We start from the raw sequence: 25,551 nt of genomic DNA on the forward strand, positions 1-25,551 counted from the left end.
GGAGCTGTACCCATGCCCGCCGCCAAACTGCTAAGTGAACTCAAGTCCCTGGGCGTCGAACTCTGGCCCCAGGACGGACAACTGAAATTCCGCGCCCCCCAAGGCCTGCTCAATACCGAGCGCCTGGCACAACTGCGTGAGCACAAAGAACAGATCCTGCACCTGCTCGAAACACAGGAACGGCCACTGGTACAGGCTGACCCGGCGAACCACCACGCGCCCTTCCCGCTCACCGACGTGCAGAACGCTTACCTCCTGGGCCGCCAATCTTCCTTTGGCTACGGCAACGTCGCCTGCCACGGTTATCTGGAACTGAGTTGGCCGCGGCTCGATCCGCAGGGGGTGGAACAGGCGTGGAACCGTCTGATCGAGCGTCACGACATGCTGCGCGCGGTGATCGCCAGCGAGGGTTCCCAATGCGTCCTGGTCAATGTTGCCCACTACTCGCTGGCCGTCGCGGACTTGCGCGGCGTCACGGCTGAACAGCACCGGCACGGCGTGCAACAGATCCGCCAGGCCATGGAGCAGAAGCTCTACCCCACCGATCAATGGCCGCTGTTCGAATTGCGCATGAGCCGCAGCGACAGCGGCGACACCCTGCATTTCTCCATGGATTCGCTGATTGCCGACTGGGCCAGCGCACAGTTGCTGTTCAACGAGTTGGAACAGTTGCTGGACGATCCCCAGGCCACCCTGCCGCCCCTGGACATCACCTTCCGCGACTACCTGCTGGCGGAGCGTGGCTTGCTCGAAGGCAGCCGCCACCAACGCGACCGTGAGTATTGGCTGGGGCGCGTCGATGACTTGCCCGCCGCGCCGCAACTGCCGGCGCCCCTGAGCGGTGAAGACACGGCCCCGCCGCGCTTCCAGCGGCATTCGGCCCAGCTCGATCAGCAGCCATGGAACGCCCTGAAAAAAGCCGCCAACGAACGCGGCCTGACCCCTTCCATTGCGGTCCTCGCCGCCTACGTCGGAACCTTGCAACGCTGGAGCCAGCGCCCTGCCTTCAGCCTCAACCTGACGCTGCTCAACCGCTTGCCACTGCACCCGCAAGTGGATCGGCTGGTGGGGGACTTCACCTCCGTGAGCCTGCTCCAGGTCAACGATCCTCAAGGCCAGGACTTCACCCGGCAGGCCCGGCAACTGGGCAGCCAACTGTTCGCCGACCTGGAGCACCGGCTGTTTTCCGGCATTGAAGTGATGCGTGAAATCGGCCGTCGGCGTGGCCGTGAAGCCGCGGCCATGCCGGTGGTGTTCACCAGCGCCATCGGCCTGGCGATCGAACCCCTGGCGGCCAGCCAGCGCCGGGTGGGCCACGGCATTACCCAGACCCCGCAAGTCACCCTCGACTGCCAGGTGATGGATGACCGTCATGGTTTGCACATCCATTGGGACGTGCGCCAAGGCGTGTTCCCCGACGGCTTGGTCAACGACATGCAGCAGGCGTTCCTGGCGCAGTTGCAGCGATTGGCCCTGGACCCGGCCGCCTGGGAACAACCCATGCAGGTGCCGCTGCCGGCCTGGCAACAGCGAGAGCGCCTGGCGGCGAATGCCACCGCCGCGCCGCTGCCCACCGGTCGCTTGCACGACGGTCTGCTGGCCATGGCCAAGGCACATCCGCAAGCGTTGGCGGTGATCGATGCCAACGGCAGCCTGACCTATGCCGCGCTCGTCGAGCGCGCGTTGGCCGTCGCTGCCACCCTGTGCCAGGCCGGTTGCGCCGCCCGGGAACCGGTGGCGATCCTCATGCCCAAAGGCCTCGACCAGGTCGTGGCGGCCTACGGTGTATTACTCGCCGGGGCCGCCTACCTGCCACTCGATAGCAATGCCCCGGCCGCCCGCCGCGACCGCGTGCTGCGCAGCGCCCAGGTGCGTCATGTACTTGGCCAGTCCCAGAGCCTGCCCGATACGCCGCTGCCCGATGGGTTGCACTGGCATGCGGTGGATTGTCTGGCGCCAGCAGCGGCCGACTTCCAAGCGGTTGACAGTAACCCCGATGACCTCGCCTACGTAATTTTCACCTCTGGTTCCACGGGCGACCCCAAAGGCGTGATGATCAGCCATCGCGCAGCCCTCAATACCGTGCAAGACATCAACCGGCGTTTTCACGTCAACGCCAAGGATCGCGTGCTGGGGTTGGCACAGTTGAGTTTCGACCTGTCGGTGTACGACCTCTTCGGCCCCCTCGCCGTGGGCGGCGCGCTGGTGCTGCCCGACCCGGCACGCGGCGCCGACCCGTCGCACTGGGCCGAACTGGTGCAGCGGCATCAGGTGACGCTGTGGAACTCGGTGCCTGCGCAACTGCACATGCTCGCCCACTACCTGCATGCCGAGCCCCGGCCACTGGACAACCTGCGCCTGGCGTTGTTGTCCGGTGACTGGATCCCGCTGAACCTGCCGCCGCAACTCCAACAACTCTTGCCCGGCCTGGCCCTGGTGGGTCTCGGTGGCGCGACCGAAGCCTCGATCTGGTCCAACCTGCACCCGATCGACGAGATTGACCCGGCCTGGCGCAGCATTCCCTATGGCCTGCCCTTGGCCAACCAGGGCTTTCGCGTGCTCGACAGCCAATGGCGCGACGCCCCGACCTGGGTGCCTGGCGACCTGTACATCACAGGGGTCGGCCTGGCCAACGGTTACCTTGGCGACCAGGCACTGAGCGACGCGCGGTTCTTCGCCCATCCCGTGGATGGCCAGCGCCTGTATCGCACCGGCGATCGGGGTCGCTACCTGCCCGGCGGCGAACTGGAGTTCCTCGGCCGTGAAGACGGCCAGGTGAAAATCCGTGGGCATCGCGTTGAACTGGGTGAAATCGACGCTGCATTGCTCGCCATCCCCGGCGTGGACAACGCAATCAGCCTGGTCACCGGCGAAGCCACCGGGGAGCGCAGCCTGCTGGCCTTTGTCACTGCCGCGCGGACATCGCCAACACCGTTGCCGGACGCGTCCTTGCTCACGACGATCAATCGTTATGCCGACAACCAGGTCGGCGCCTTTGACGCCCAACAGGTTGGCGAATACCAGGCAGACCTGAGTGCCGCGGCGTTGAGCTCGATGCTGGAGGTGATGCTCAAGGCCGGCTTGTTCAGCGGCGAGCTGGCTGAACCCGATGCCCCGGCCATTCTCCACGCGTTGCAGGCACAGCCGCGCCATCACTGGCTGGTGCGCCGCTGGTTGGGCGTGCTGTGCGAGGCGGGCCTGCTGCAACTCGAACAATCGCGCTATCGCCTGGCGCAACCGGCACCCGAGCCGGCGCTGGCCTGGGGCCGGGTGGAACAGGCCGTCGCCTCGGGGCTGTGCAGCCAGGCGCTGTTCGACTATCAACTCAACCACGTCTGGCAATTGCCGCCGTTGCTTAAGGGCGAGGTCAACCCGTTCGACCTGCTGTTTCCCCAAGGCCAACAGGATCTGGCATTGCAGCTGTACGGCGGGGACGCCGTCTCGCGCTACAACAATCACAGCATCGCGGCCCTGATCAACCGCCTCGCCACCCACCATGAAGGCGACGGGCCGCTGCGCATCCTGGAGATCGGCGCCGGCACCGGGGCCACCAGCGCGCCAGTGATCGGCCTGCTCGATGGCCTGGACGTCGATTACCTGTTCACCGACATGACCGCTTTTTTCTTGCCGGCGGCCAAGCAACGGTTTGCCGAGCACGCCTGGGTGCGCTACGGCGTGCTGGACATCGACCAGGACATCCGCCCCCAAGGGCTGGCCAGCAACAGCGTCGATGTCGTGTTGTGTGCCGGCATGCTCAACAGCGTCAAGGACATCGACAAAGCCCTCGGCCAAATCACCGAGCTGCTCAGCCCCGGGGGTTGGTTGGTGTTCAGCGAACCCACCGGCGAATGGCCGCCGATCCTGTTGACCCAGGGCTTCATGATGACCCCGGTCAACGACGACCACGACCTGGGCCGTAGCGGTCTACGCGACGCACAGACCTGGCAGGCGCGAATCCAGGCGTTGGGCGGTGAATGCCTGCCCGCCCTGCCCCAGGCCGATCACCCGCTGGCGGCCCTCGGCATGCAGGTGTTCGCCGCCCGTTTCAAGGCCGGGTTCCAGCGCCTGGACGTCGACAGCCTGCGCCGCGCCCTGGCCCAGCGCTTGCCGGAATACATGCTGCCGGCGCACCTGCAAGTGCTCGACCGCTTGCCACTGACCGCCAATGGCAAGGTCGACCGCAAGACCCTGGCCGGCTTGCGCCCCGCCGTTGATGCCCACGTGTCCGCGGGCCAGGCGACGCCGACCGATCCCCTCACCGCCGAGCTGTGCCGGCTGTGGGCCGAGGCCTTGGGATTGACGCAAATTGGCGTCGACGACAGCTTCTACGAAAAAGGCGCCGATTCACTGATCCTCGCCCGTGTCGCCGGTCAACTGCGTGAACAACTGCCCCAGGCCCAGGCCTTGAGTTACGACACGCTGCTGCGGCAGATGCTCAACGAGCCGAATGTCACCGCCCTGGCGCGCCTGCTCAACCACGGCGAAGCCGCGCCAGTGCCCACGGCGGCGGGCGGCGAAGCCCAGCGTTCCTCCAGCAGCAATGCGTTGGTGGTGCCGTTTGGCGGTGGCGAGGTCGGCCCGGTGCGGGTGATGTTCCACGCCGCCCTCGGCACCTTGGATTACTTCCAGCATTTGGGGCGCGCCCTGGCCGAGCAACAGGCCGGCCCGGTGATCGGCTTTGCCGTGGCCGACACCGAGCGTTACCTGGCCCTGGAGCCCAAGCGCCTGATCGAAAGCGTGGCCCAGGATTACGCAGAACGCTTGATCGCCGACGGTCACCAGCGCTTCCAGCTGATTGGTTACTGCCTGGGCGGGCTGCTCGCCACCGAGGTCGCCCGGCGTCTGCTCGAACGGGGCATGGACGTGGTGGACCTGAGCCTGATCGACAGCATTCCGATGTTCATCGACACCGACGAAGAGCTGGCCTACGAGGCGATCTTCGTGCCCAACCTGAACCTGGATCCGGTGAAAACCGTGTTCGGCCCGCACATCGAAGACTATGACGTGTACCGCGCCATCGATCTGCTGATGGCCCGTGACAATCGCCGCGTGCCCGCCGGGGCCATGGCTTCCTTGAGCGGCGACCCGGGCCTTGAAGCCTTGGCGCTGGCGGTGAGACAACAATCGGCGCGCAGCCAGGAACAACGCCTGGCCGAATATGCGCGCCTGGCGTCGGGCCAGGCCGGGGTGCCCATCGGCCCGGAGCTGGTGCCGACGTTGTTCCGCGTCTGCCGCCACAGCATGCGCGCGGCACGGTTCGACCCGCCGCCGTTCCTCGGCAACATGACCTACCTGCGCTGCCTGGAGCAGCAATCGTTCGGCATCACCGGCGGCGTTGGCCACCTGGCGGCACCGTTCTGGGAAGACGCGTGCCTGGGACGATTCGACTTGATCGATGTGCCGGGCAATCACTTCAGCGTGATCGAACCGCCTCACGTCCACACCGTCACCGCGCACCTGCTGGACGCCCTACGGAAAAACTCATGACCGCCGCTCTGGATACCCTGAAACGTCCGGTCAACCGCCTGATTCACTTAGGCGTAGCGTTTGCCGCGGTCGGCGCACTGGTCAACCTGGTGCCCTTCATCGGCCTGACCGAGCTGGGCCGGTTGCTGCTGGCCGGTGGCGTCGACACTCAAGCCTTGTGGCGCTGGGCGGCGCTGGTGGTGATCGCCTTGAGCCTGGGCTGGGTGGCCAACGGCGTGGCCCTGTGGTTGACCCACCTGGCGGACCACCGCCTGCAAGCCAGCCTGCGCGAAGCCATGGTGCGCAAACTGGGACGCGTGCCCCTGGGCTGGTACACCGACACCACCTCGGGCGCGGTGCGCAAAGTGGTGCAGGACGATCTGGAAGACCTGCATCACCTGGTCGCCCACCACGCGGTGGAACTTACCGCGGCCATCGTCATGCCCGTGGCGGGGCTGGTGTGGCTGGTCACGCTGAACTGGCGCCTGGCGCTGCTGGCGGTACTGACCTTGCCGGTGTATGTGCTGGCCTACGCCCTGATGATGCGCGGCTTCGGCGCGAAAATGCAGTTGCTGGACAAGAGCATGAGCCGGGTCAGCGCCGCCATCGTCGAGTTTGTCCATGGCATTGCCGTGGTCAAGGCGTTCGGCCAGGTGGGCCAGGCCCATCGCAGCTATCAGCAGGCGGTCAACCAGTTCAGCGAGCAATACGCCGGTTGGGTCAGACCGCTGCTGCGCCTGGAGGCGTTTTCCTCGATGGCCTTGAGCGTCCCGGTGATTCTGCTGGTGAGCCTGGGGGTGGGCACCTTGCTGTTGGCCAAAGGCTGGATCACGCCGCTGCAATTGTTCGCCGAGACCTTGGTGGCGGTGGTGATTCCGCAGTCGCTGTTGGTGATCAATCAAAGCCTGACCGCCCAACGCACCGCCCTGGCGGCCGCCGACCGCATCGAAGTACTGCTCAAGGTCGAAGAACTGCCCGCGCCGAAAGTCGGCCAGCAGCCCCAGGGCAGTGACATCACCTTTGAACATGTGCAGTTCGGCTACGACCCCGAGCACCCGATCCTCAACGGTGTCGACCTGCACTGTCCGGCTGGCAGCGTGACCGCCCTGGTCGGTGCGTCCGGTGCGGGCAAGTCGACCCTGGCCAAACTGGTGCCGCGCTTTCACGACGTCAAGGCTGGCTGCGTGCGGGTGGGCGGCGTCGATGTGCGGGACATCGATCCGCGCCAGCTGTATCGGCAGGTCGGTTTCGTCTTGCAGGACGCGCAACTGGTGCATGGGACGGTGGCCGACAACCTGCTCCTGGGCCGCCCCGAGGCCAGCGACGCGGAGGTGGAGATGGCGGCCCGCTCGGCGCAGATTCACCTGCGCATCGAGGCCCTGCCCCGTGGCTATCAGTCGGTGATCGGCGAGGATGCGATTTTCTCTGGCGGTGAAGCGCAACGCCTGTCCATCGCCCGCACGCTGCTGGCCGACACGCCGGTGCTGATCCTCGACGAGGCCACTTCCCACGCCGACCCCGAATCCGAAGCGTTGATCCAGGACGCCCTGTCGGCCCTGGCCCGGGGCCGTACGGTGCTGGTGATCGCCCACCGCCTGGCCAGCATCAGCGGCGTGGACCAGATCGTCGTCCTCGATCAGGGCCGCGTGCTTGAAAGCGGTCGCCATGAATCCCTGCTCCAAGCCAACGGCGCCTATGCCCAGCTGTGGCGCGCCGGCGCCAAGCACTCCGTCCCCGAGTTGGAGATGTCCCTGTGATCCGCAGTCTTGTCACGTTACTGGGGCCGGCGCATGCCGCCCGCCTTTACCGATACCTCGCGTGGCTGGTGACCAGCGCCGTGCTGCAAGGCCTGGCCGTGGCTTTCCTGGTGCCGATCCTGCGCGCGCTGTTTGCCGGTGATCCAGCCACGGCGCTGGCTTGGCTGGCCGGCCTGGCGGCGATGGCCGTGCTGACCTGCATCGCCCATTACCAGCAGGCGATGAAGGGCTTTGCCCTGGCGCTGGTGGTGCTGACCACCCTACATGATCGCCTCGGCCAACACCTGGCCAGCCTGCCCCTGGGCTGGTTCAATTCGGAAAAAATCGGCCGCCTGTCGCGCAGTGCCACCAGCGGCACGTTGATGGTCACCGGCCTGTTCGCCCATTACCTGGGGCCGGTGGTGTCCGGAGTGGTGGTGCCGGCCACAGTCGCGCTGACCTTGTTCATCTTCGACTGGCGCCTGGGCCTGACCGCGGTGCTGTGCGCGCCGCTGATCTACTTCACCCACCACTGGTCCGCTGCCGCCATCGGCAATAACGACGCCCGGGTCGAAGCCGCCGCGACCGTGGCCGGTAACCGCGTGGTCGAGTTCGCCCGCTACCAGCAAGTGCTGCGCGCCTTTGGCCGGACCCAGGATGGCTACGCGCCCTTGCAGGCAGCCAACCTGGCGCAGAAACAGGCCGGTGGTTCGATGTTGGCCCAGACCTTTCCCAAACTGCTGGCCGGCGGCCTGACCGTGCAATTGGCCTTTGCGCTGCTGGTGGGTGTGGGCGTCGCCCTGGCCGTTCGCGGTGACATCGACGCCATTCAACTGGTCGCGTTGCTGGCCCTGGCGGCCCGTTTTGTCGGGCCACTGGCCGAGGCAGCGGCGCGCAGCGGCCTGCTGCGCATGGCCGGTAATGACCTGGAGCAACTGGTCGGCATCCTGCGCGAGTCGCCATTGCCGCAACCCACTGTCAGTCAGCCGTTGACCGCCCCCGGCAGCTTTGCCTTCGAACACGTCAGCTTCGCCTACGCCAGCGGCCCGACGGTGCTGCGCGACCTGAGCTTCACTGCACCGGCCCATTCGATGACGGCGATTGTCGGCGCCTCGGGCTCGGGCAAGACCACCGTCACGCGCCTGCTCATGCGGTTTTTCGATGCGATCGAAGGCAGGGTCAAGGTCGGCGGCGTCGATGTGCGCGAACTGTCCAACGAAGCGTTGATGGCGCAATTGTCGCTGGTGATGCAGGACGTCTACCTGTTCGACGACAGCCTCGAAGCCAACATCCGTGTCGGCAGGCCGGACGCCAGTGCGCAGCAGGTGGCTGAAGCGGCGCGACTGGCCGGCGTCGATGAAATCGTCGCGCGCCTGCCCCAGGGCTGGCGCACCCCGGTGGGAGAAGGCGGCGCTTCACTGTCCGGCGGGGAACGCCAGCGGGTGTCCCTGGCCAGGGCCTTGCTCAAGCGCGCCCCAATCGTGCTGCTGGATGAAGCCACTGCCGCCCTGGATCCCCAGAACGAAGCCTTTGTACAAGCGGCGATTCGTAGCCTGAAGCAAAGCTCGACCGTATTGGTCATCGCCCATCGCCTGCCGACCATCATGGCCGCCGAGCAGATTCTGGTGCTGGACCAGGGCCGCCTGGTGGAATCAGGCACTCACTCGCAACTGCTGGCCCTCGATGGGCGTTACGCCGGGTTCTGGCGTGATCGCCAACGTGCCGGCGGCTGGCGCCTGAATGCGCAGGCCCAGCCATGCTGATCGGGGTGCTGGGTGCCAGTGGCGATGTCGGTCTGGCCAGCGCTCGGGCGCTGTTGAGCTTGGGCGTGAACGAACTGCGCCTGGGCGGGCGTGACGCCCGCAACGGGGCCCGCTGCCTGGCATCGCTCCAGCAGCAATGGCCCGACGCGCGCCTGCACTGGACCGCGGTGGACTTCAATGATGCGGCTGCCCTGGCCGGGTTCGCCCATGGCTGCGACGTAATGCTCAACTGCGCCGGTCCTTCTTGGCGATTGGAAGATCGGGCCGCCCGGGCGGCGTTGCAAACCGATGCGCACTACGTGGATGCCGCCGGCGAGGTGGCACTTGAGCCGAGCCAGTGGCACAACCGTTGCGCCGTCCTCGGAGCCGGCCTGCAACCAGGGCTTACCGGGTTGCTGCCCCGTTGGCTGGCCCAGCAGGCTTTCTCTGGGGTCCAGGGACTGACCAGCTATTTCGGCCTGCGTGACCAATTCACCGCCGTGGCCGCCGACGACTTCCTGCAAGGGGCGGTGGACGGCACCAGCGAACCCCTGGCGGCCTGGCGCAACGGACGTTGCAGTCGGGCGCTGCGCCGCAGCCGGGATGTGCTGCTGCCGTGTTTCCCCGGCCAGGTTCACTTGCTGCCCTATTTGAATCGGGAAGGCGAATGCCTGGCCATGGACCTGCGCCTGGACGTCGGCCATTGGTTCAACGTGATCACTGATGGACATGTGCTCAAGACGCTGGACCTGGCCCACAGCCTGCCGCGCGCCGATGCGGTGCAGCGGTTGTGCGAGGCCAGCCGGCTGGACCTCAGTGGCCAGGCCCCTTTCGTCACGTTGCTGCTGCAACTCGACGGGGTGTGGGACGGGCAGGCACGCACCCGCAGCCTGGTGCTCAGCGGCACAGGCAACGCGTCGCTGACCGGAGCAATGGCCGCCGCCACGGTGGTCAGCGTGGCGAACGGTGAGATCAGCACTGGCTGCCATTACGCCGCCCAGGTGTTGCCACCCGCCGCCAGCCTTGAACGCCTGCAACGCACCTCGGCGATCCGTGCCCTGAATCTGCTGCCCGGCCCGCTCGATCACCTGCACACCGTTGAAGAAGGTTGCCTATGAACAGCGCCCTGAATGAACTCGAACACGTGAGCCTGGGGGGGATGGCCCAGGTGTTGCTGCACACCCAGGCTTTGCCGGTGCAAGTCTGGCGCAGCGCCGATCAGATCAACCAGGCCTTGGGCACGGCGCCCCGCCATGCCTGGATCGTGCGGCGCTGGCTGGCGGCGCTGACCCGCGCCGGTGCGCTGCGCGAAGACGCCGGACGCCTCGCCTGGCAAGGCACGCCACCCCCGGCCGCGGTCGAAAACTTGCCCGGGCTGTACGCCGAACTGGGCTTCCCGGCCAGCATGGCGCCCCTGCACCGCCAGGTCATCGAGTGCCTGCCCGACCTGCTGCGCGACCAACTCGCCCTGGCACCGTTGTTGGTGCAATCGGGTGACCCCGTCGCGGTGCTGGGCGCCTACCAGCGCAACCACTTCACCGCGGCGATCAATCAAGCCCTCGCCGCACGGGCAAGCGAAGTCCGTGCCCTCGGCGATGTACTGCGGGTGCTGGAGTTGGGCGGTGGCGCGGCCTGCACCACCCGCGCCGTGCTGGCAGCGTTGCAAGCGCGGGAAAAGGACTATCGCTTTACCGACATCAGTTCGCTTTTCACCGGGGCAGCCCAGCGTGAGTTTCGCCTGGAACCGGGGATGCACGTCGGTTTGCTCGACCTGGACCGGGACTTCGCCGAGCAAGGCATCGAGGCCCGCAGCCAGGACCTGGTGGTCGCTGGCAACGTCCTGCACAACGCCCGTGACTTGCCCCGCAGCCTCGGGCGGATACGCGCCTGCCTGCGGGACGGCGGGAGCTTGTTGTTCAGTGAGTCCATCGCGGACAACCCGGCGATGCTGACCTTCATGCACCTGCTGCTGTCGCCGCCCGCCGGTGCGCCGTTGCGCAGTGCCGATGAAGTGTTCATCCCGCCTGATGCATGGCGCCAGGCCTTGCAGGCCCAGGGTTTCCAATTACTCGAAGTTTGGCCCGCGGCCACCGACCCGCTGGCGGCCGCCGGGCAACGTTTGTTTCACGCCGTAGGAGTTTCATGATGACGCTGCACGTTGACATCCTGCTGATCGAGCTACCCGCCGGCGCATTTCCCTGGCATTTACCGGCCCTGACGGACCTGGGCATACATCAGCGCTCCCCGGCACGCCTGTTGGCGGTGATCGAACGCCAACGCCCCGCCGTGGCGGTCATGAACGCCGAACAGCTGGAACGGCTGCTGGACTTCCCCGCGTTGCCATTGACCGACCTGAGCTACCTGGAACAGGTGCTGTTCATCACGGCGCAACCGGGCGACTGGCAACTGGCCGAGCGGGCGGCGGCACAGCTCAATTGCGGCGTCCAGGGGTTTACGGATGCCCTCGGCGAATGGCGCGACCTGGCCAGCGTCAAGCTCGAACATCAACGTTGGCGCGAGCGGGCCCTCGGGCATCCCGACGTGAGCAGTGTCGCGCTGCACGGCCAGACCTTGTTCGCCGTGCCTCACCCTTGCGAGGCCACCTGGGTCGAGGATCACCTCGATGCGACCGAAGCGGCCCTCGACCTGCAGTTTTCCAGCGAGCAACTCGTCGAAGCGGTACGGCTCAATGATCGGCTGGGCCACGCCGCGTTGCTGTCGATGCTCAACGGCCTGGACCATTGTGGTCTGTTGCCCGCCCCGTTGAACGATGTCGCCCAGGGGCTGGCCCATGGGGGCATCGCGCCGGGTCATCGGCCGTTGATCGCGCGCTGGCTGGACGTGTTGCAGGGGCAAGGTCTGTTGCGCCGCCAAGGCACCCGCCTGCACCCGACCCTCGACACCAGCGCCTGGAGCGACGAAGCCCTCGAAGGCATCTGGACGCAACTGACCCTGGACTGGGCGCGCAACACCGGCGGCAGCGGCACCCTCGACTATGCACGGGACAATGCCCGTCAATTACCGGCGCTGATGCGCGGCGACTGCGCGGCGGTGCACCTGTTGTTTCCCGAGGGGCGCACCGAACGCGCGGCAGCGTTGTACCGCGAAAGCCTGGCGGCCCAGTACCAGCATCGCGCCGTAGCCCATTGGGTTGGCGCCTGGGCCGCACGCCAGAGCGCCGATGTGCCGTTGCGCGTGCTCGAAGTCGGTGCCGGCACCGGGTCCACCACCCAGGCGGTGTTGCCGGCCTTGGCCGATGCTGCGGTGGACTACCTGTGCACCGACGTGTCGCGCTATTTCAGCGAGCAGGCCGCCGAGCGCCTGCAAGACTGGCCGTGGGTTCGCCACGGCGTGTTCGACATCGACCGCCCTGCCCTGGCCCAGGGTTACCGCAGCCAGGAGTGGGACCTGATCATCGCCGGAGGCGTGCTCAATGCCGCTCGCGATACCGAGCGCTCCCTGGCGAACCTGCTCGTCCTGCTCAAGCCAGGCGGCTGGCTGGTATTCAGCGAACCCACGCAAGAGGAATTCTGGGTGATGGCCTCCCAGGCCTTCATGCTCAACCAGGCCGACGATGAACGTCAGGTCAGCAGCACCACCTTCCTGAACCTCACCCAGTGGCAAACCGCGCTGGCCAGGAGCGGATTCCACGGCAAGCGCAGCCTGCCCGCCGTCGGACACCCACTGGCGCGCCTGGGCCATCGCGTCTTCGTCGCCCAGGTACCCACCCATCGCCTGAGCCGCGCGGCACTGGCCGCGCACCTTGAAGAGCCGGTCTTGGGTCTTGAACTACTCGACCAATTGCCCGACGACCCTACGCTGGCCCAGTGGGCTCGCCTCCCGGAGACTTGCCCATGAACAGCGCCCCTGCGCGCAAACGCGTGATCGTGGCCGGCACCGCGTTCGGCCGCATCTACCTGCAAGCCTTGGCCCGCGCCCATGATCGCTACCAACTGGTGGGCATCCTGTCCCGCGGCAACGCCTACTCGAAAGCTTGCGCCGAGCATTACGGGGTGGCGCTGTACGAGACCGTCGAACAGGTGCCGGATGAGGTCGATATCGCCTGCGTGGTGGTGCGCTCCGGGGCAACCGGGGGCGCTGGCGGTGACTTGGCTCAACAGTTTTTGCGCCGCGGCATCCATGTGTTGCAGGAGCATCCGGTGCACCACCGCGAAATCGCCGCGTGCATGCAGGCCGCGCGCCAGGGCCAGGCCGCCTATGCAGTGAACACGCTGTACCCGAATATCCTGGCGATCCGGCGCTTTCTCGCCGTGGCCGCCTACCTGCGCGATCAACAGGGGCTGGCGTACATCGAAGCCGCTTGCAACAGCCAGGTCGCCTACCCGCTGGTGGATATTCTCGGGCGCCTGGCCGGTGGGCTACGGCCCTGGTCGTTCGCGGCCCCGGCCCCTACGGCCGGGGAACATCCGTTCACCCGGCTCGATGCCCGTTTCAATGGCGTCCCCATCAGCTTGCGAATACAGAACCAGGTGCACCCCAAGGACCCGGACAACCACTCGTTCCTGCTGCATCGCCTCGAAGTCGGCTGCGAAGCCGGGGTGCTGAGCCTGGGCGACACCCACGGCCCTGTGCTGTGGAATCCGCGCCTGCACGCACCGAGGGACAGCACTGACCGACTGATCATGGCCGGCCCCGGCAGCGAACGGCTGGCCGGGCCAACGATGGTGCTGCTCGATCCGCAGGTACCCCTGAGCTACCGGCAGGTGTTCAACCAGGTCTGGCCCGACGCGGTCAGCGTCGCCTTGGACGCGTTATGCCGCGACATCGACGAACCTTCGCGGCGCCTGCACAGCGGCGTCTGGGCCACCGAGGTGTCCATGGCCTGGCGCGAAATGAACAACCTGATCGGCATGCCCACCTTGATCGAGCCACCCGTGCCCCGCGCGCTGCCCCTGGCCGAACTCCAGGCGCTGGTCGACGCCGTGCAACCCCCTTGCGGTGACGACACCGCCCAACTGCTCGGAGCGCTGCCGTTTTGAACACTGCCCAACCTTTGTCCAATTGCAGCCACGTGTTGCTGTGGGTGCGCGACTTGCACCAGGCCGTGGCGAATTTTCGCGCCGCCGGTTTCGAAGTCACCTACGCCACTGCCGAGGCGCGCGCGCAACACGCGCACATCTGGTTCAGCCAGGGGCCGATCATCGAGTTGCTCACCACACCGCGTCACGCCTGGCTGTTCAAGTGGCCCATCGACTGCCTGGCCGGCCGTGGCGCCGGGCGGCGGATGTTGCGCTGGGCCGCCCAGGGCGAAGGGTTCTGCGACCTGGCGCTGCTGTGCGACACCCCGGCCCTGGCGCTGCGCCTCAAGGGCCTGGCGGGCTGCGGCGTGGCCATGGGTCGCACGGTGAGCTGGCGGCGTACCTGCGTGGATGGCCGCCAGACGCGCTTTCGTTTCGTCTATCCACGCCACGACCGCCTGCCCTTCCTGGTCACGCCCTATGAGCCGGCCCAGCATCCGCCCCAAATGATTCACCCCAACGGCGCCACGGGCCTGGCGGCAATCCACATGGGCGTCCATCCCGCCGACCACACCGCCCTCAGCTTGCTGACCGGCGACGACCCGTTGCTGCGTATCCAGGCGGCCGAATACACCGGCGTACAGGCGGTGCGAATCGCCGGCCTGGCGCACCCGCTGATTCTGCACGGCGCCCGTTTACTGGGTTGCCCGACCGTTCAAGGAGATTGCCATGCTTGATGGATGCACCGACTGGCCCGACGACTTCATTCGCCGCTATCGCGAACACGGTTATTGGCAAGGCGTGCCCCTGGGCCAGCTGTTGCGCGAGCAGGCGCTGCGCACGCCGCACAAAGAGGCGCTGGTGGATGGCCATCGACGTTGGCGTTACGCCGAGCTCGATCTGCAGGCCGACCGCTTGGCCGCCGGGCTCGCCGACCGAGGCCTGCGCGCTGGCCAACGGGTATTGGTGCAACTGCCCAACATCGCTGAATTTTTCAGCCTGACGTTCGCCCTGTTGCGCCTGGGCGTGATTCCGGTGTTCGCCCTGCCCGCCCATCGCGAACATGAACTGGTCCACTTGGCCCAACTGAGCCAGGCCGTGGCCTATGTGATCGTCGATCGGCACCTGGGCTTCGACTATCGACCGCTGGCACGGGCCCTGTGTAAACAAGCACCGAGCCTGCAACAGGTCTTTGTGGTCGGGGCGGCCGAGGAATTCGTCGCGCTGGGCGAGTGCGTTGCCGACTCTCGTCCGCTGCCCGCGCCAGACTCACGGGAAGTCGCCGTGCTGCTACTGTCAGGAGGCACCACTGGCCTGCCCAAGCTGATCCCGCGCACTCATGACGACTATGCCTGCAACGCGCGCCTGGCAGCCCGCGCCTGCGGCTTCGACAGCCACACCCGCTATCTGGCGGCGTTGCCCGTGGCCCATAACTTCCCCTTGGCCTCACCCGGCGCATTCGGGGTGTTCGGTGTCGGCGCCACCCTCGTGCTGGCGCCGGAGCCCAGCCCGGACACGACCTTCGAACTGATCGAAGGCGAACGCATCACCCACACCGCGTTGATCCCGCCGCTGGTCCTGCTGTGGCTGGAGATGGCGCAATGGTCCGAACACGACCTGAGCAGCCTGCAATGGTTACAGGTCGGTGGCGCGCGGCTCAAGGCCGAGATCGCCGCGCGTATCGGCCCGGCCCTGGGCTGTGGCCTGCAACAGGTCTACGGCATGGCCGAAGGGTTGCTGTGCTTCACGCCGCTGGATGACCCACAAGCACGCATCTTCGAAACCCAGGGCCTGCCGCTCACCGCCAACGATGAGATCCGCATCGTCGACGCCGATGACGTGCCGGTCGCCCCAGGCGCCGTGGGCGAACTGCTGGTGCGCGGCCCCTACACCATTCGCGGTTACTACAACGCCGCCGAACAGAATCTGCGCGCCTTCACCGCCGACGGTTTCTACCGCAGCGGCGATCTGGTGCGGCGTTTGCCCGAGGGCCATTTGATCGTCGAGGGGCGGACCAAGGATGTGATCAATCGCGGCGGCGAGAAAATTCCGGTGGAGGAAATCGAGAATCTGTTGCTGGGCCATCCGTTGATTCGCGATGTCGCCCTGGTGGCCTTGGCCGATGAGCTGCTGGGTGAGCGCAGTTGCGCCTGTGTGCTGGCCCATGGCGAACAGGTCGAACTGGGCACGATCAACGCCTGGCTGCGCGAGCGTGGACTGGCCGCCTACAAACTGCCGGACCGCTTGCAGGTGCTGCGCGAGTTCCCGCTGACGCGCCTGGGCAAGGTCAACCGCAAGGCCCTGGCGGAACAGGTGCAGGCCTTATGAGCAGCGAAATGTCACCGTGGTTACGCGTGCTGCGTCAGGGCGACCAACCCCGGGCCCGCCTGGTGTGCCTGCCCCACGCCGGAGGCAGCGCGAGTTTCTTCCGTCCTTGGCTGACGCACCTGCCAGGGGATATCGACTTGCTGGCCGTGCAATATCCCGGACGAGAAGAACGGTTCAATGAGACGCGTATTGCCTGCCTGGCCCGCCTGGCTGAACACATTAGCCAGGCCCTGTTGAGTCTGCCCTCCCGCCCGCTGTGGCTGTTTGGCCACAGCATGGGCGCGGCGCTGGCCTACGCCGTCGGTGTGCAGTTGGAGGCGGCAGGCGTCGGTGCCGAGCATGTATTTGTCTCGGCCCACCCGCCCCCGCATCGGCAACCCGTCAGTGACCTGCACCGCCAGGACGATGCCGCGCTGATCGCCGACATCCTGCGCCAGGACGCCGAGGCCACGAGCCTATGGGGCAACCCGCAACTGCGCGGGTTGTTCCTGCCGACCCTGCGCAGCGATTACCAGGCCATCGAAACCTGGCAACCGGCGCGGCTTGACCGTTTGGCGGCGCCCATCGACGTACTGCTGGCCCTGGCCGACACCGATGTCAGCCTTGACCAGGCCCGGGCCTGGGCGGACCTGAGCGAACACACCCCGGATATCCGCCAGTTCGACGGCGATCATTTTTACCTCAAGCAACAGCCGCGCCCCGTGATCCATCACGTGCTGCAACGCACGGCCTACCTTCAAGGAGACTCGGTATGAAAACCCCGGAACACTGCACCGGCCTGCCGGACATTCGCCACGCCATCGACACCCTCGACCGGCAGATCATCGATGCCCTGGGGCTGCGCATGCAGTACGTCAAGGCGGCCTCGTCGTTCAAACCCGACCAGGCCAGTATCGCCGCACCGGACCGCGTCGCGGCGATGTTGCCACAGCGCCGGCAGTGGGCGCAGGAGGCCGGGCTGGACGGTGAATTCGTCGAGGGTCTGTTCAATCAGGTCATCCACTGGTACATCGCGGAACAAACGGCGTTCTGGCTGCAAAAAAAGAGCGCGGCCGTATGAACGAAGCAGCCTTAATGAGTGTGTTCGAAGCTGCGCACCAGCTCGCCCTGAAGCATCAGCGGCCCGTTGTCGCCGTGAGTTCGCGCCCCGCACCGAACCTTGATCCGTTGGCGCTTTACGAAACGCACCGGCAGGGCTTTTTCTGGCGTGCTCACTCGCCGGACCTGGCTCTGTTCGGTCTGGGCTGCGCCTGGCAGATCGAAGCCACGGGCCCCCAGCGATTGGCCGAGGTGAACCGCCAATGGTTCGCGCTGTGTGCCGACGCGGTGATCGACGGCCCCCATCCACCGCTGCTGCTGGGCGGCATGCGTTTCGACACGCAACAACCTTGCGCGCCGCATTGGGCGCCGTTCGCCGATGCCAGCTTTCACCTGGCCCAATGGCTGCTCAGCGAAGACAGTGACGGCCGCTGGCTGCGTTGCCAGTGCGTGGTGGACCCCGGCAGCGATCCGGCCGCATTGGCGCGCGCCAGCCTGGCCACGCACCAACAGCTTTTCGCGTCGCCACGCTCGCTCGCATCGCACCCGGAGGTGATCGAACGCACTGCATTGCCCGCGCCCCAGTGGCAAGCCAAGGTCGCCAACGCCTTGCAGGCCATCGACAGCGGCGAGCTGAGCAAAGTGGTGCTCGCCCGCCATATTGAATATCAGCTGGACGCCGCCCTCGATAGCGGCGCCGTCATGCGCCGGCTGCACGAGCGGCGCAACTCATCCCATCTGTTCGCCTTGCACCGCGCAGGCAGCTGTTTCATGGGGGCCACCCCGGAGCGGCTGCTCAGTTGTCGGGAAGGCCACCTGAGCACCCATGCCCTCGCCGGTAGCGCGCGCCGCGCCCCAACGCCCGAGGAAGACCAGCAAGTGGGCGCAGGCCTGTTGGCGAATCCCAAGGAACTGCATGAACATCAATTGGTGGTGCAGACCATCCTGCAAGGCTTGAGTGGCATCGTCAGCGACCTGCAAGCGGCCACCCGACCCGAACTGCTGAAACTGGCCACGGTGCAGCATCTGAGCAGCCCGATCAGCGCCCGGCTAGTGGAGGGGTGTAGTTTGCTGGACGGCATCCAGGCCTTGCACCCCACCCCAGCGGTTGGAGGTTTGCCAGCGGCGACGGCCATGGGCTTCATTCGCCGGCACGAGGGCTTCGACCGGGGCTGGTACGCCGCGCCCGTGGGTTGGCTGGACGCCCGGGGCAACGGCGATTTCCTGGTGGCCCTGCGTTCGGCGCTGATGACACCTTTGCATTGCCACTTGTTCGCAGGCTGCGGGATTGTCCAGGGGTCTCGACCGGCCGATGAATACGAGGAAACCCAAATCAAACTGGCGAGCATGGAGCAGGCCTTGCACCTCGCTCCACGCTAACGGCGAGCCAATGATGAACCGGTGGCCAGAGATTGCTCCCGCTGGGTTCCGTAGGAGCTGGCGAAGCCTGCGATCTTTTGATTTTGATCTTTCCCTTGAGACTCAAGTGCCGGGGGAAAGATCGCAGCCTCGCTTCGCTCGACAGCGCCTACAGGCCCAGCGGGAGCAATCCCTGGCCACGGGTTTGTCGATTGCCTTAAGTGAACAGCGTTACCGTACACGCTCAAAGACGATGTGCACCTTCGCCCCATCGGGACGGCGAAAGTCTTCCACCATCCGGTCGCCGTCGACCTTCAACTGCAGGTCGTCCCGGGTACGCACAGCGCCCACCCAGTTCGGGAACGTAGACCCTTTGACAATGTTGCCTGAGAAATCACCGTTCTGGTCGACGGTATATCGCCCGAAGAAACCGATGCTCCCCGCCATCGCTGCCCGGTTTTCCTCATCGGTGCCTTCACCACGCACATTGGAACGAAACACCGGCACGCGGGGGTCAGTGAGCACTTCGACAAACGTCAGCTCTGGGGTGAAGACGAGCCAGCCATGAGGGTCGGGGCCGTAAGCATCGGCCTTGCTGCCCTGGCTCTCAACGGTTGCACTGACCATGCGCCATGTCCCGACCAAAGCGTTTTCTTTGCCCGTAAACACGCTGGAGCATGCCGATAAGGCAACGATCGCACCGACTGCCAGTACCTTATCTTTCACACTCATCCGCATCACCTTTCACTCGCCGCAACAACGCCATGGACAATAGAGTGGGATTCCTCCTGGTCGGCTCGGTCTTTATCCCTGGCCGCGATGACCGCCAAGCGCTGTTCCCTGGAAGCGGCATAATCGGCCTGTCGTCCCAGTTGCCAACCCAAGTAGCCCCACAGCAACGCGCAACCCGCGCCCACCACAGCGACCGGGCCGGCGCCTTGCCCCAGCAGGTCAAGCAGACTCTTGATCCAGCCGCTCATGGCGTCACCCGCGCGATAGACCACGGTGTCGATGAAGTTCTTGGCCTTGTATTTACTCTCGGCATCCAGTGGCGCGAACAGCATTTCCCGGCCCGGTCGGACGAACGCGTACTCGCCGATCCGCCGCACGATCATCAGCGCCACCAGCAGCGCGAACCCCGGCGCCAACGCCAGGCCCAGGAAGCCGATGCACATCAGCAGCGGCACGATGGCCAGCAAGGCGCGCACCCCCAGCTTCGGCGCGATACGGCCGGTGATGAACAGCTGGAACAGCAACGCCCCGGCCTGCACGACGATGTCGATGGTGCCGAAGATGCGCACTTGCGCTTCGCGATCCGGATAATGCTCGGCCACCAGGCGCGCCTGCTCGAAATAGAGAAAAGTGCTGACCGTCGCCAACAACACGACAAACCCGGCAATGCCCAACAGGTAAGGCGACCCGAGCACGGCCGTCAAACCGCTGAACGGGTTGCCCTGCAAGGGCTGCCGGGGATTTTGCGTCGGCGCGGCGCCAAGACGGCCAGCCCCGCCCTTTTCGCGCCATGCCATCAACGCCCGTTTCAACACCAGCGTGACGCCGAGCAACAAGGCCGCCAGAAACATCAACCCCGAAGCGCCGAGCGCACCGATGAGCAACGCGCTCAGGGCCGGCCCCAACAGGCCGCCGACGCTGGCGCCTGCGGCGATGAAGGCAAACAGACGCTTGGCCTGCTCGCTGTCGAATACATCCGCCATCAGGCTCCAGGCCACGGAGACGACGAACAAGTTATAGACCGAGATCCAGACATAAAAGACCCGGGCCAGCCAGACGCTGTCCGGCTGGAACTGGAACAGCTCGACGAACATCAGCAGGTTGAAGCCGAAGAAGCCGTACACCCAGTCGATCAGGCGCAGGCGCGGTACCCGGGAACTGAGCCAGGCGAACAACGGTACGGCCGCCAGCATGACCAGGAAGGTCGCGGTAAACAGCCATTGCAAGTTCTCCACTCCCGCCGCGATGCCCATCGATTCACGGATTGGGCGCAGCATGAAGTAACCGGTGAAGAGGCAAAGGAACAGCAGGAACCCGCACAGCGCCGGACGCAACTCACCGTCGCGGGCATTGAGGGCGAGACTCAGCCGGTGCAAATAGGAAGGCGCACTCATAGGGACTCCAGGGAGACGGCAAATAAGAAAGGTCAAGCGCGGGACGGACGCCCGCGCCCAGGGTTGCATCAGCGATAGGTCACGCCGGTGAGGCGCTCGGAGACGGCCCAGAGCCGCTCGGCATCCGCCTGCGCGCTTGCGGCGGGCGGCGTCTTGGCGAAGCCCAACGGACCGCGTCTTTCAGCGTCCCCGGTCGGGCCGTAATACGCTCCGCCCACGGCTTGCGCAGCCGTGGCGGCGTACAACGTCGGCAACGCCCCTTGAGCCGCTGAGTGATACGCGTCGCGGTCCTTGGCCCAGCGCCGACCGAACTCGCTGTCCAGGCCAGGACCGCGTTCGACCAACTCGGTGACCGCCACGCCGGGGTGCGCCGCGATGCTGCGAATGCCCCAGTTTTCAGCGTCACTGCGCCGCTGCAAGGCAAAGGCCCAGTGCAGGACCGCCAGTTTCGATTGCGCGTAGGCCGCATAAGGGTCGTATTTCTGCTCGCTCTGCAGGTCATCGAGGTTCATCGTGCCCCGGGTCGCAGCAATGCTGGACAGGCTCACCACGCGGGCATCCTGGCTTTGACGCAAGAGCGGCACCAGCAGGCCGGTCAGTGCGAAATGCCCCAGGTAGTTGGTGGCCAACTGAAGCTCAAAGCCATCGGCGGACGTGCCCCGCTCGGGCGGCGCCATGACGGCGGCGTTGTTGATCAATACGTCGAGGCGCGGCAGCCGCTGATTGAGACGCTGGGCCAGGTCGCGCACCGATGAAAGATCGGCCAGGTCCACGTTCTCGAACTGCACCTTGGCGTCGGGTACGGACTCACGGATACGCGCGATGGCCTGGGCGCCGCGCTCCGGGTTGCGCGCGGCGATGATGACCTCGGCGCCGGCACGTGCCAACGCCAGCGCGTCCTCGTAGCCCATGCCACTGGTGCCGCCGGTGACCAGGACAATCCGGCCTTTCTGGGACGGCATGTCATGGGTCGACCAGTCCGGTTTCGGTGCTACGCGATCGGACGCCTCGACACTCACTGAAGCGAGCAGCGCGATGCCGGCGGCAAGGGTTCTCGCCCGTCTCGCCAGCCGGCCCTTGTCACTCACGCGGCCGAGGGTGGGTGTTGTTGTGTTATTCCACATGGTGATAGTCCCTTTCTGAAGAAATGAACCGGCATCGCCGGACGGTCACTGTTTGGAGCACGCCTCGGCCAACTGCAGAAAGCTGACGTGCTTCTTGATGCCTTGGCTGTTCAAATAGGTCATCTTGGCTTGCACGACCTCGCACACCGGCGATGTCGCCTCCTCGATATGGATGACCCTGGCGATGTCCAGCGGCATGCCATATTCGTAGGCCGGAATCTGCGTTTGTTCTTTGGCGAGCAGCGGCGAGCCGCTCAAGGAGACGACGGCCAGCAGGCCGGCAATCGACAGGTTTCGAATATTCATAGTGGGCTCCACGACACGGTCCTCGTTGGGATGGTCGTAGCACTCTAGGAGGGGGCGACTGACGTCAAGGTGACTGCTGGCTGACGGGAAGATGTCAACGCGGGCGCAATGCTGTTCACTTAAGAAAAATGATGGACCTGTGGCCAGAGATTGCTCCCGCTCGGCCTGTAGGAGCTGTCGAGCGGAGCGAGGCTGCGATCTTTTTCCAGACACTTGAACCTCAAGCGAAAGATCAAAAGATCGTCCGAACGCGGCCCGAGCCTTCGCCAGCTCCTACAGAGCCCAGCGGGAGCAAGCTCCCTCGCCACGGGTTTGTCGATTGCCTTAAGAGAACAGCATTGCAAACGCGAGCGGGCTTTTACTCGCGGGGGGCGACGACTAAGGCGCCGCCTGGTTCATCAAGGAAAAGCCGAAGGTATTGAAGCCATTTTCGCTGTGGGCGAACACACGCCCGCCGTGCATGGACGCCACCGCTCGCACGATGGAAAGGCCCAGGCCATGGTGCGCATCGCTTCGCGCCCGGGCGGCGTCGGCGCGATAGAAACGCTCGAACAAACGCTCCAGGTGCACCGTGTCGATGGGCTCGCCGGCATTGGAAACGCTCACCTCGACCTGCGTGCCGTCGCCAACCAGGCTGACCTGGATGGTGCTGGCCGGCACCGCATGGCGCGCCGCGTTCTGTATCAAATTGGCCAGGGAACGGTGAAAAAGGCGTCGGTCGATGCTCACGCGCATGTCGCCTTCGATCACCACGCTCAGTTGTTTGTCGTGCAGCACCGGCTCCAGGTACTCCACCGTCTTCGACGCCTCTTCATACAGCGAGACATCACTGAGTTCGGTGGCCCGCTGCCCGCTTTCCGCCCCGGCGAGGAACAACATGTCGTTGACGATGCCGCCCATCCGTTCCAGCTCTTCGAGGTTCGATTGCAGCAAGTCCTGGAGCTCACCCACATCTCGTCCATGGGCCAAGGCCACCTGGGTCTGGCCGATCAGGTTGGTCAGGGGTGTCCGCAACTCGTGGGCGACATTGGCGTTGAACCCTTCGAGCTGACACCACGCCGCTTCCTGGCGCGCCAGGGCGCCGTTGAACGACACCGCCAATTCCTGCAATTCCGCGGGCAACGCCTCAGTGTCCAGCCGCTGCTTCGAATCCCCCGGCGGCAGGCTATTGGCCTGACGGCTCAAGCGCCGCACCGGCCCGAGGCCGAAACGCGCGATCCAGTAACCGAGCAGCGCAACCAGGCCGATGCCCAACGCCGAGGTCAAGATCAGTATCTTGGTGAAATGGTTCAGGGTCTTCCTGAACGGCGTCGAGTCCAATCCCACGATGAAGCGCAGCTCCGGGCGATTGCCCATGGCGGGAATGGTCTTGAGCAAAACCATCATGGGGCACTCACGCTCTCGCCCAGGCAATTGGAGGCTGAAGAGTCCATCGGCGCGCTTGGACCAATCCTGGCCGTCCGGCATCGCCCCGCCATAGCTGAAGGCCGGGTTATCCACCAGAATCCAATAACGGACCCGTTCATCCGCGGGCGTCAGGCCGTCGAGCTTCTGGCGCAAGCCGACCCAGAACGTCGGCGAATCGTATTTCGCCAGCACCGGGTCCAGCACCGAATGGCGCAGGACCAGTTCGTTTTGCATCTGTTCATCGAGCGATTGCTTCAAGGACGAACGCAGCAGTGTCGCGCTGATCGACATGATCAGCAGGACAGCGAGGGCAAACATCAGGGCCAGCCGCTTGGCGATGGAAATCTTCATCACGACGCACCACTTTGCCTGCCAGGTTCTTCCCGGCTTTCCAGCACATACCCCATGCCGCGGACGGTATGCAGCAGCTTGCGCGGATACGGCGCGTCCACCTTGGCGCGCACGCGCTTGATCGCGACCTCCACCACATTGGCGTCGCTGTCGAAATTCATGTCCCAGACCTGCTCGGCAATCATCAGCTTGGACAGAATCTCGCCCTGATGTCGCGCCAACAGGCTCAACAGACAGAACTCCTTGGCCGTCAGGTCCAGCCTCAGCCCACCCCGGGTCACCTTGCGTGCTTGCAGGTCGACCTCCAGATCGTCGATGCGCAAATGCGTCAGGTCGGCCGTGTCACCGGCGCGGCGACGGATCAAGGCCTGGACGCGCGCGACCAGTTCGGCAAATGAAAATGGTTTGCCCAGGTAATCATCGGCGCCCTCGCGTAACCCTCGAATGCGGTCATCCACGGTTCCCCTGGCGGACAACATGATGACCGGGGTTTTCTTGTGCAGGCGCAGCCCTTGCAGCACGTCGTAGCCGTCCTTGCCCGGCAGCATCACATCCAGGATCACCACGTCGTAATCCCATTCCAGCGCGTAATGCAGGCCATCGATGCCATTAGTGGCAACGTCGACGATGTAGCCGAGCTCGGTCAAGCCACGATGGACGTAGGAGGAGGTTTTTTCTTCATCCTCGACAATGAGCAGGCGCATCAGGTGACTCCTCTACGGAAGCAAGGCAACCCAGTGAGTCTAGGCAGTGAAGGTGTCTGGAGGCTGACGGCTTCCTGACATTTTTGTCAGAAAGTCATTCAGAGACTGTTAACCACTCTCAGGGGGGCGTGCCAGAGTTGACGGAGCAAGCTCCAGGAATAATCGTCTGCCTTATCAATAACCCGTACTCCCCTTGACCCGGACACAAGTGATAACAATCAATCGTGAAATGGAGGAAGATCCGACGCTTCCTCAGTTCCCCATGTTTTCAGCCAACTTCTAATCTCAGCACCAGTCAAATGCTCGCCCGTTTCTTTGTAGGCGTTCCACGAAACCAACGCCTCACGCTTGAAGCTTTTCCGCACTACCTCTCGCGCTACAAGCCGAGGAAGAACTTCTCGCATACAGCAGCGCACTGAACGTTGCTGGGTGTTCGGCAATTGCTGGGTACGGGATGTCAGATCCTCATCAGTTTTGATCGACGTAGTCATGCTTGGCCTCTCCATTTTTCATTTGAGTCACCTCGTGTAGCTGCGGATCGCCATGTTCATCGTTCTTTATTCGAATTTAGAATTATTAATATAGCTAACGAAACTAAGCAAATGACCTTTCAGTCACCTATCTTGACCTCAAGATCTGCCAATCTGGCTGACGCCGGAACGTTACCCAACGGCTCGAGGCGCCATCAAACGACGCCGGACAAACGTTCATCCCCAGGATACGGATCCGCTCGTACGTTCACATTGATTGAAAACCGCAAGACCGATAAGGAGATCACCCCTGTGGTGGATGTACAGCAATCGTTGGATTCAATTTCCCCTGGCATCTCCCCTGGCGACGACCCTTACGGCGCCACCTTCCTTGCAACGGCCCACTGACACCCAA

19 protein-coding genes are annotated in these 25,551 nt (G+C 65.1%); 12 read left to right on the plus strand and 7 right to left on the minus strand.

All coding sequences use genetic code 11. The features are described from left to right. The first annotated feature begins 12 nt into the window (after window positions 1–12). Genes ACIPQ1_RS06880 through ACIPQ1_RS06935 form a run of 12 tightly spaced genes read left to right on the plus strand, consistent with a single transcriptional unit; the run spans window position 13 to window position 18,669 of the window. Window positions 13–5,487, plus strand: coding sequence for an amino acid adenylation domain-containing protein (locus tag ACIPQ1_RS06880; protein ID WP_446533817.1), 5,475 nt, complete (start codon window positions 13–15; stop codon window positions 5,485–5,487). Next, a complete protein-coding gene (locus tag ACIPQ1_RS06885; RefSeq protein WP_446533818.1) occupies window positions 5,484–7,223 on the plus strand; it encodes an ABC transporter ATP-binding protein in 1,740 nt (579 codons plus the stop codon). The genes ACIPQ1_RS06880 and ACIPQ1_RS06885 overlap by 4 nt, the downstream gene beginning before the upstream one ends. Continuing rightward, window positions 7,220–8,965 carry an ABC transporter ATP-binding protein gene (locus tag ACIPQ1_RS06890; protein WP_411384679.1) on the plus strand — a complete coding sequence of 582 codons (1,746 nt, stop codon included), beginning with the start codon at window positions 7,220–7,222 and terminating at the stop codon, window positions 8,963–8,965. The genes ACIPQ1_RS06885 and ACIPQ1_RS06890 overlap by 4 nt, the downstream gene beginning before the upstream one ends. Then, window positions 8,959–10,062 carry a saccharopine dehydrogenase NADP-binding domain-containing protein gene (locus ACIPQ1_RS06895; RefSeq protein WP_446533819.1) on the plus strand — a complete coding sequence of 368 codons (1,104 nt, stop codon included), beginning with the start codon at window positions 8,959–8,961 and terminating at the stop codon, window positions 10,060–10,062. The genes ACIPQ1_RS06890 and ACIPQ1_RS06895 overlap by 7 nt, the downstream gene beginning before the upstream one ends. Then, a complete protein-coding gene (locus ACIPQ1_RS06900) occupies window positions 10,059–11,090 on the plus strand; it encodes a class I SAM-dependent methyltransferase (protein WP_446533820.1) in 1,032 nt (343 codons plus the stop codon). The genes ACIPQ1_RS06895 and ACIPQ1_RS06900 overlap by 4 nt, the downstream gene beginning before the upstream one ends. Beyond that, window positions 11,090–12,802, plus strand: coding sequence for a class I SAM-dependent methyltransferase (locus ACIPQ1_RS06905; RefSeq protein ID WP_446533821.1), 1,713 nt, complete (start codon window positions 11,090–11,092; stop codon window positions 12,800–12,802). Before ACIPQ1_RS06900 ends, ACIPQ1_RS06905 begins: the two co-directional genes overlap by 1 nt. Beyond that, window positions 12,799–13,944 carry a Gfo/Idh/MocA family oxidoreductase gene (locus tag ACIPQ1_RS06910; RefSeq protein WP_446533822.1) on the plus strand — a complete coding sequence of 382 codons (1,146 nt, stop codon included), beginning with the start codon at window positions 12,799–12,801 and terminating at the stop codon, window positions 13,942–13,944. The genes ACIPQ1_RS06905 and ACIPQ1_RS06910 overlap by 4 nt, the downstream gene beginning before the upstream one ends. Further along, on the plus strand, window positions 13,941–14,660 hold the full coding sequence (locus tag ACIPQ1_RS06915) for a VOC family protein (protein WP_250963828.1): 720 nt from the start codon (window positions 13,941–13,943) through the stop codon (window positions 14,658–14,660). Before ACIPQ1_RS06910 ends, ACIPQ1_RS06915 begins: the two co-directional genes overlap by 4 nt. After that, window positions 14,653–16,251 carry a (2,3-dihydroxybenzoyl)adenylate synthase gene (locus ACIPQ1_RS06920; RefSeq protein ID WP_411384684.1) on the plus strand — a complete coding sequence of 533 codons (1,599 nt, stop codon included), beginning with the start codon at window positions 14,653–14,655 and terminating at the stop codon, window positions 16,249–16,251. The genes ACIPQ1_RS06915 and ACIPQ1_RS06920 overlap by 8 nt, the downstream gene beginning before the upstream one ends. Beyond that, window positions 16,248–17,006 (plus strand): thioesterase II family protein, encoded by a 759-nt coding sequence (locus ACIPQ1_RS06925; protein WP_446533823.1) that lies wholly within the window; start codon window positions 16,248–16,250, stop codon window positions 17,004–17,006. The genes ACIPQ1_RS06920 and ACIPQ1_RS06925 overlap by 4 nt, the downstream gene beginning before the upstream one ends. Continuing rightward, the gene (locus tag ACIPQ1_RS06930; RefSeq protein ID WP_411384686.1) at window positions 17,003–17,311 is read left to right on the plus strand and encodes an isochorismate lyase; all 309 of its coding nucleotides are present in this window, start codon (window positions 17,003–17,005) and stop codon (window positions 17,309–17,311) included. Before ACIPQ1_RS06925 ends, ACIPQ1_RS06930 begins: the two co-directional genes overlap by 4 nt. Continuing rightward, on the plus strand, window positions 17,308–18,669 hold the full coding sequence (locus ACIPQ1_RS06935; protein ID WP_446533824.1) for an isochorismate synthase: 1,362 nt from the start codon (window positions 17,308–17,310) through the stop codon (window positions 18,667–18,669). Before ACIPQ1_RS06930 ends, ACIPQ1_RS06935 begins: the two co-directional genes overlap by 4 nt. Before the next feature lie 210 nt (window positions 18,670–18,879). Here ACIPQ1_RS06935 and ACIPQ1_RS06940 read toward each other — a convergent pair whose 3' ends face one another. From ACIPQ1_RS06940 to ACIPQ1_RS06970, 7 genes are all read right to left on the minus strand, one after another. After that, window positions 18,880–19,380 (minus strand): lipocalin-like domain-containing protein, encoded by a 501-nt coding sequence (locus tag ACIPQ1_RS06940; protein ID WP_250963833.1) that lies wholly within the window; start codon window positions 19,378–19,380, stop codon window positions 18,880–18,882. A 5-nt stretch (window positions 19,381–19,385) separates the two neighbouring features. Next, entirely contained in the window at window positions 19,386–20,774 is a 1,389-nt protein-coding gene (locus tag ACIPQ1_RS06945; protein WP_446533825.1) for an NTP/NDP exchange transporter, read from the minus strand. 68 nt (window positions 20,775–20,842) lie between these two features. After that, the gene (locus ACIPQ1_RS06950; RefSeq protein ID WP_250963835.1) at window positions 20,843–21,898 is read right to left on the minus strand and encodes an oxidoreductase; all 1,056 of its coding nucleotides are present in this window, start codon (window positions 21,896–21,898) and stop codon (window positions 20,843–20,845) included. 45 nt (window positions 21,899–21,943) lie between these two features. Continuing rightward, window positions 21,944–22,204: a DUF2790 domain-containing protein gene (locus tag ACIPQ1_RS06955; RefSeq protein ID WP_446533826.1), complete on the minus strand. Its 261-nt coding sequence runs from the start codon at window positions 22,202–22,204 to the stop codon at window positions 21,944–21,946. Between the two features lie 378 nt (window positions 22,205–22,582). Continuing rightward, window positions 22,583–23,962: a heavy metal sensor histidine kinase gene (locus ACIPQ1_RS06960; protein ID WP_250963837.1), complete on the minus strand. Its 1,380-nt coding sequence runs from the start codon at window positions 23,960–23,962 to the stop codon at window positions 22,583–22,585. Continuing rightward, the gene (locus ACIPQ1_RS06965) at window positions 23,962–24,666 is read right to left on the minus strand and encodes a heavy metal response regulator transcription factor (RefSeq protein ID WP_250963838.1); all 705 of its coding nucleotides are present in this window, start codon (window positions 24,664–24,666) and stop codon (window positions 23,962–23,964) included. The genes ACIPQ1_RS06960 and ACIPQ1_RS06965 overlap by 1 nt, the downstream gene beginning before the upstream one ends. Before the next feature lie 218 nt (window positions 24,667–24,884). Then, complete coding sequence (locus ACIPQ1_RS06970) at window positions 24,885–25,157, minus strand: CopG family transcriptional regulator (protein WP_446533827.1); 273 nt, start codon at window positions 25,155–25,157, stop codon at window positions 24,885–24,887. Between the last annotated feature and the right edge of the window lie 394 nt (window positions 25,158–25,551).

The sequence above is a fragment of the Pseudomonas sp. LARHCG127 genome, from assembly GCF_052871455.1.

What these genes read in the sequence shown, in the direction of transcription:
- ACIPQ1_RS06940 (WP_250963833.1), bottom strand. Translation starts at nt 19,380, where the DNA reads ATGAGTGTGAAAGATAAGGTACTGGCAGTCGGTGCGATCGTTGCCTTA.
- ACIPQ1_RS06950 (WP_250963835.1), bottom strand. Translation starts at nt 21,898, where the DNA reads ATGTGGAATAACACAACAACACCCACCCTCGGCCGCGTGAGTGACAAG.
- ACIPQ1_RS06970 (WP_446533827.1), bottom strand. Translation starts at nt 25,157, where the DNA reads ATGACTACGTCGATCAAAACTGATGAGGATCTGACATCCCGTACCCAG.
- ACIPQ1_RS06905 (WP_446533821.1), top strand. Translation starts at nt 11,090, where the DNA reads ATGACGCTGCACGTTGACATCCTGCTGATCGAGCTACCCGCCGGCGCA.
- ACIPQ1_RS06955 (WP_446533826.1), bottom strand. Translation starts at nt 22,204, where the DNA reads ATGAATATTCGAAACCTGTCGATTGCCGGCCTGCTGGCCGTCGTCTCC.
- ACIPQ1_RS06895 (WP_446533819.1), top strand. Translation starts at nt 8,959, where the DNA reads ATGCTGATCGGGGTGCTGGGTGCCAGTGGCGATGTCGGTCTGGCCAGC.
- ACIPQ1_RS06920 (WP_411384684.1), top strand. Translation starts at nt 14,653, where the DNA reads ATGCTTGATGGATGCACCGACTGGCCCGACGACTTCATTCGCCGCTAT.
- ACIPQ1_RS06885 (WP_446533818.1), top strand. Translation starts at nt 5,484, where the DNA reads ATGACCGCCGCTCTGGATACCCTGAAACGTCCGGTCAACCGCCTGATT.
- ACIPQ1_RS06945 (WP_446533825.1), bottom strand. Translation starts at nt 20,774, where the DNA reads ATGAGTGCGCCTTCCTATTTGCACCGGCTGAGTCTCGCCCTCAATGCC.
- ACIPQ1_RS06960 (WP_250963837.1), bottom strand. Translation starts at nt 23,962, where the DNA reads ATGAAGATTTCCATCGCCAAGCGGCTGGCCCTGATGTTTGCCCTCGCT.
- ACIPQ1_RS06910 (WP_446533822.1), top strand. Translation starts at nt 12,799, where the DNA reads ATGAACAGCGCCCCTGCGCGCAAACGCGTGATCGTGGCCGGCACCGCG.
- ACIPQ1_RS06925 (WP_446533823.1), top strand. Translation starts at nt 16,248, where the DNA reads ATGAGCAGCGAAATGTCACCGTGGTTACGCGTGCTGCGTCAGGGCGAC.
- ACIPQ1_RS06935 (WP_446533824.1), top strand. Translation starts at nt 17,308, where the DNA reads ATGAACGAAGCAGCCTTAATGAGTGTGTTCGAAGCTGCGCACCAGCTC.
- ACIPQ1_RS06900 (WP_446533820.1), top strand. Translation starts at nt 10,059, where the DNA reads ATGAACAGCGCCCTGAATGAACTCGAACACGTGAGCCTGGGGGGGATG.
- ACIPQ1_RS06930 (WP_411384686.1), top strand. Translation starts at nt 17,003, where the DNA reads ATGAAAACCCCGGAACACTGCACCGGCCTGCCGGACATTCGCCACGCC.
- ACIPQ1_RS06880 (WP_446533817.1), top strand. Translation starts at nt 13, where the DNA reads ATGCCCGCCGCCAAACTGCTAAGTGAACTCAAGTCCCTGGGCGTCGAA.
- ACIPQ1_RS06965 (WP_250963838.1), bottom strand. Translation starts at nt 24,666, where the DNA reads ATGCGCCTGCTCATTGTCGAGGATGAAGAAAAAACCTCCTCCTACGTC.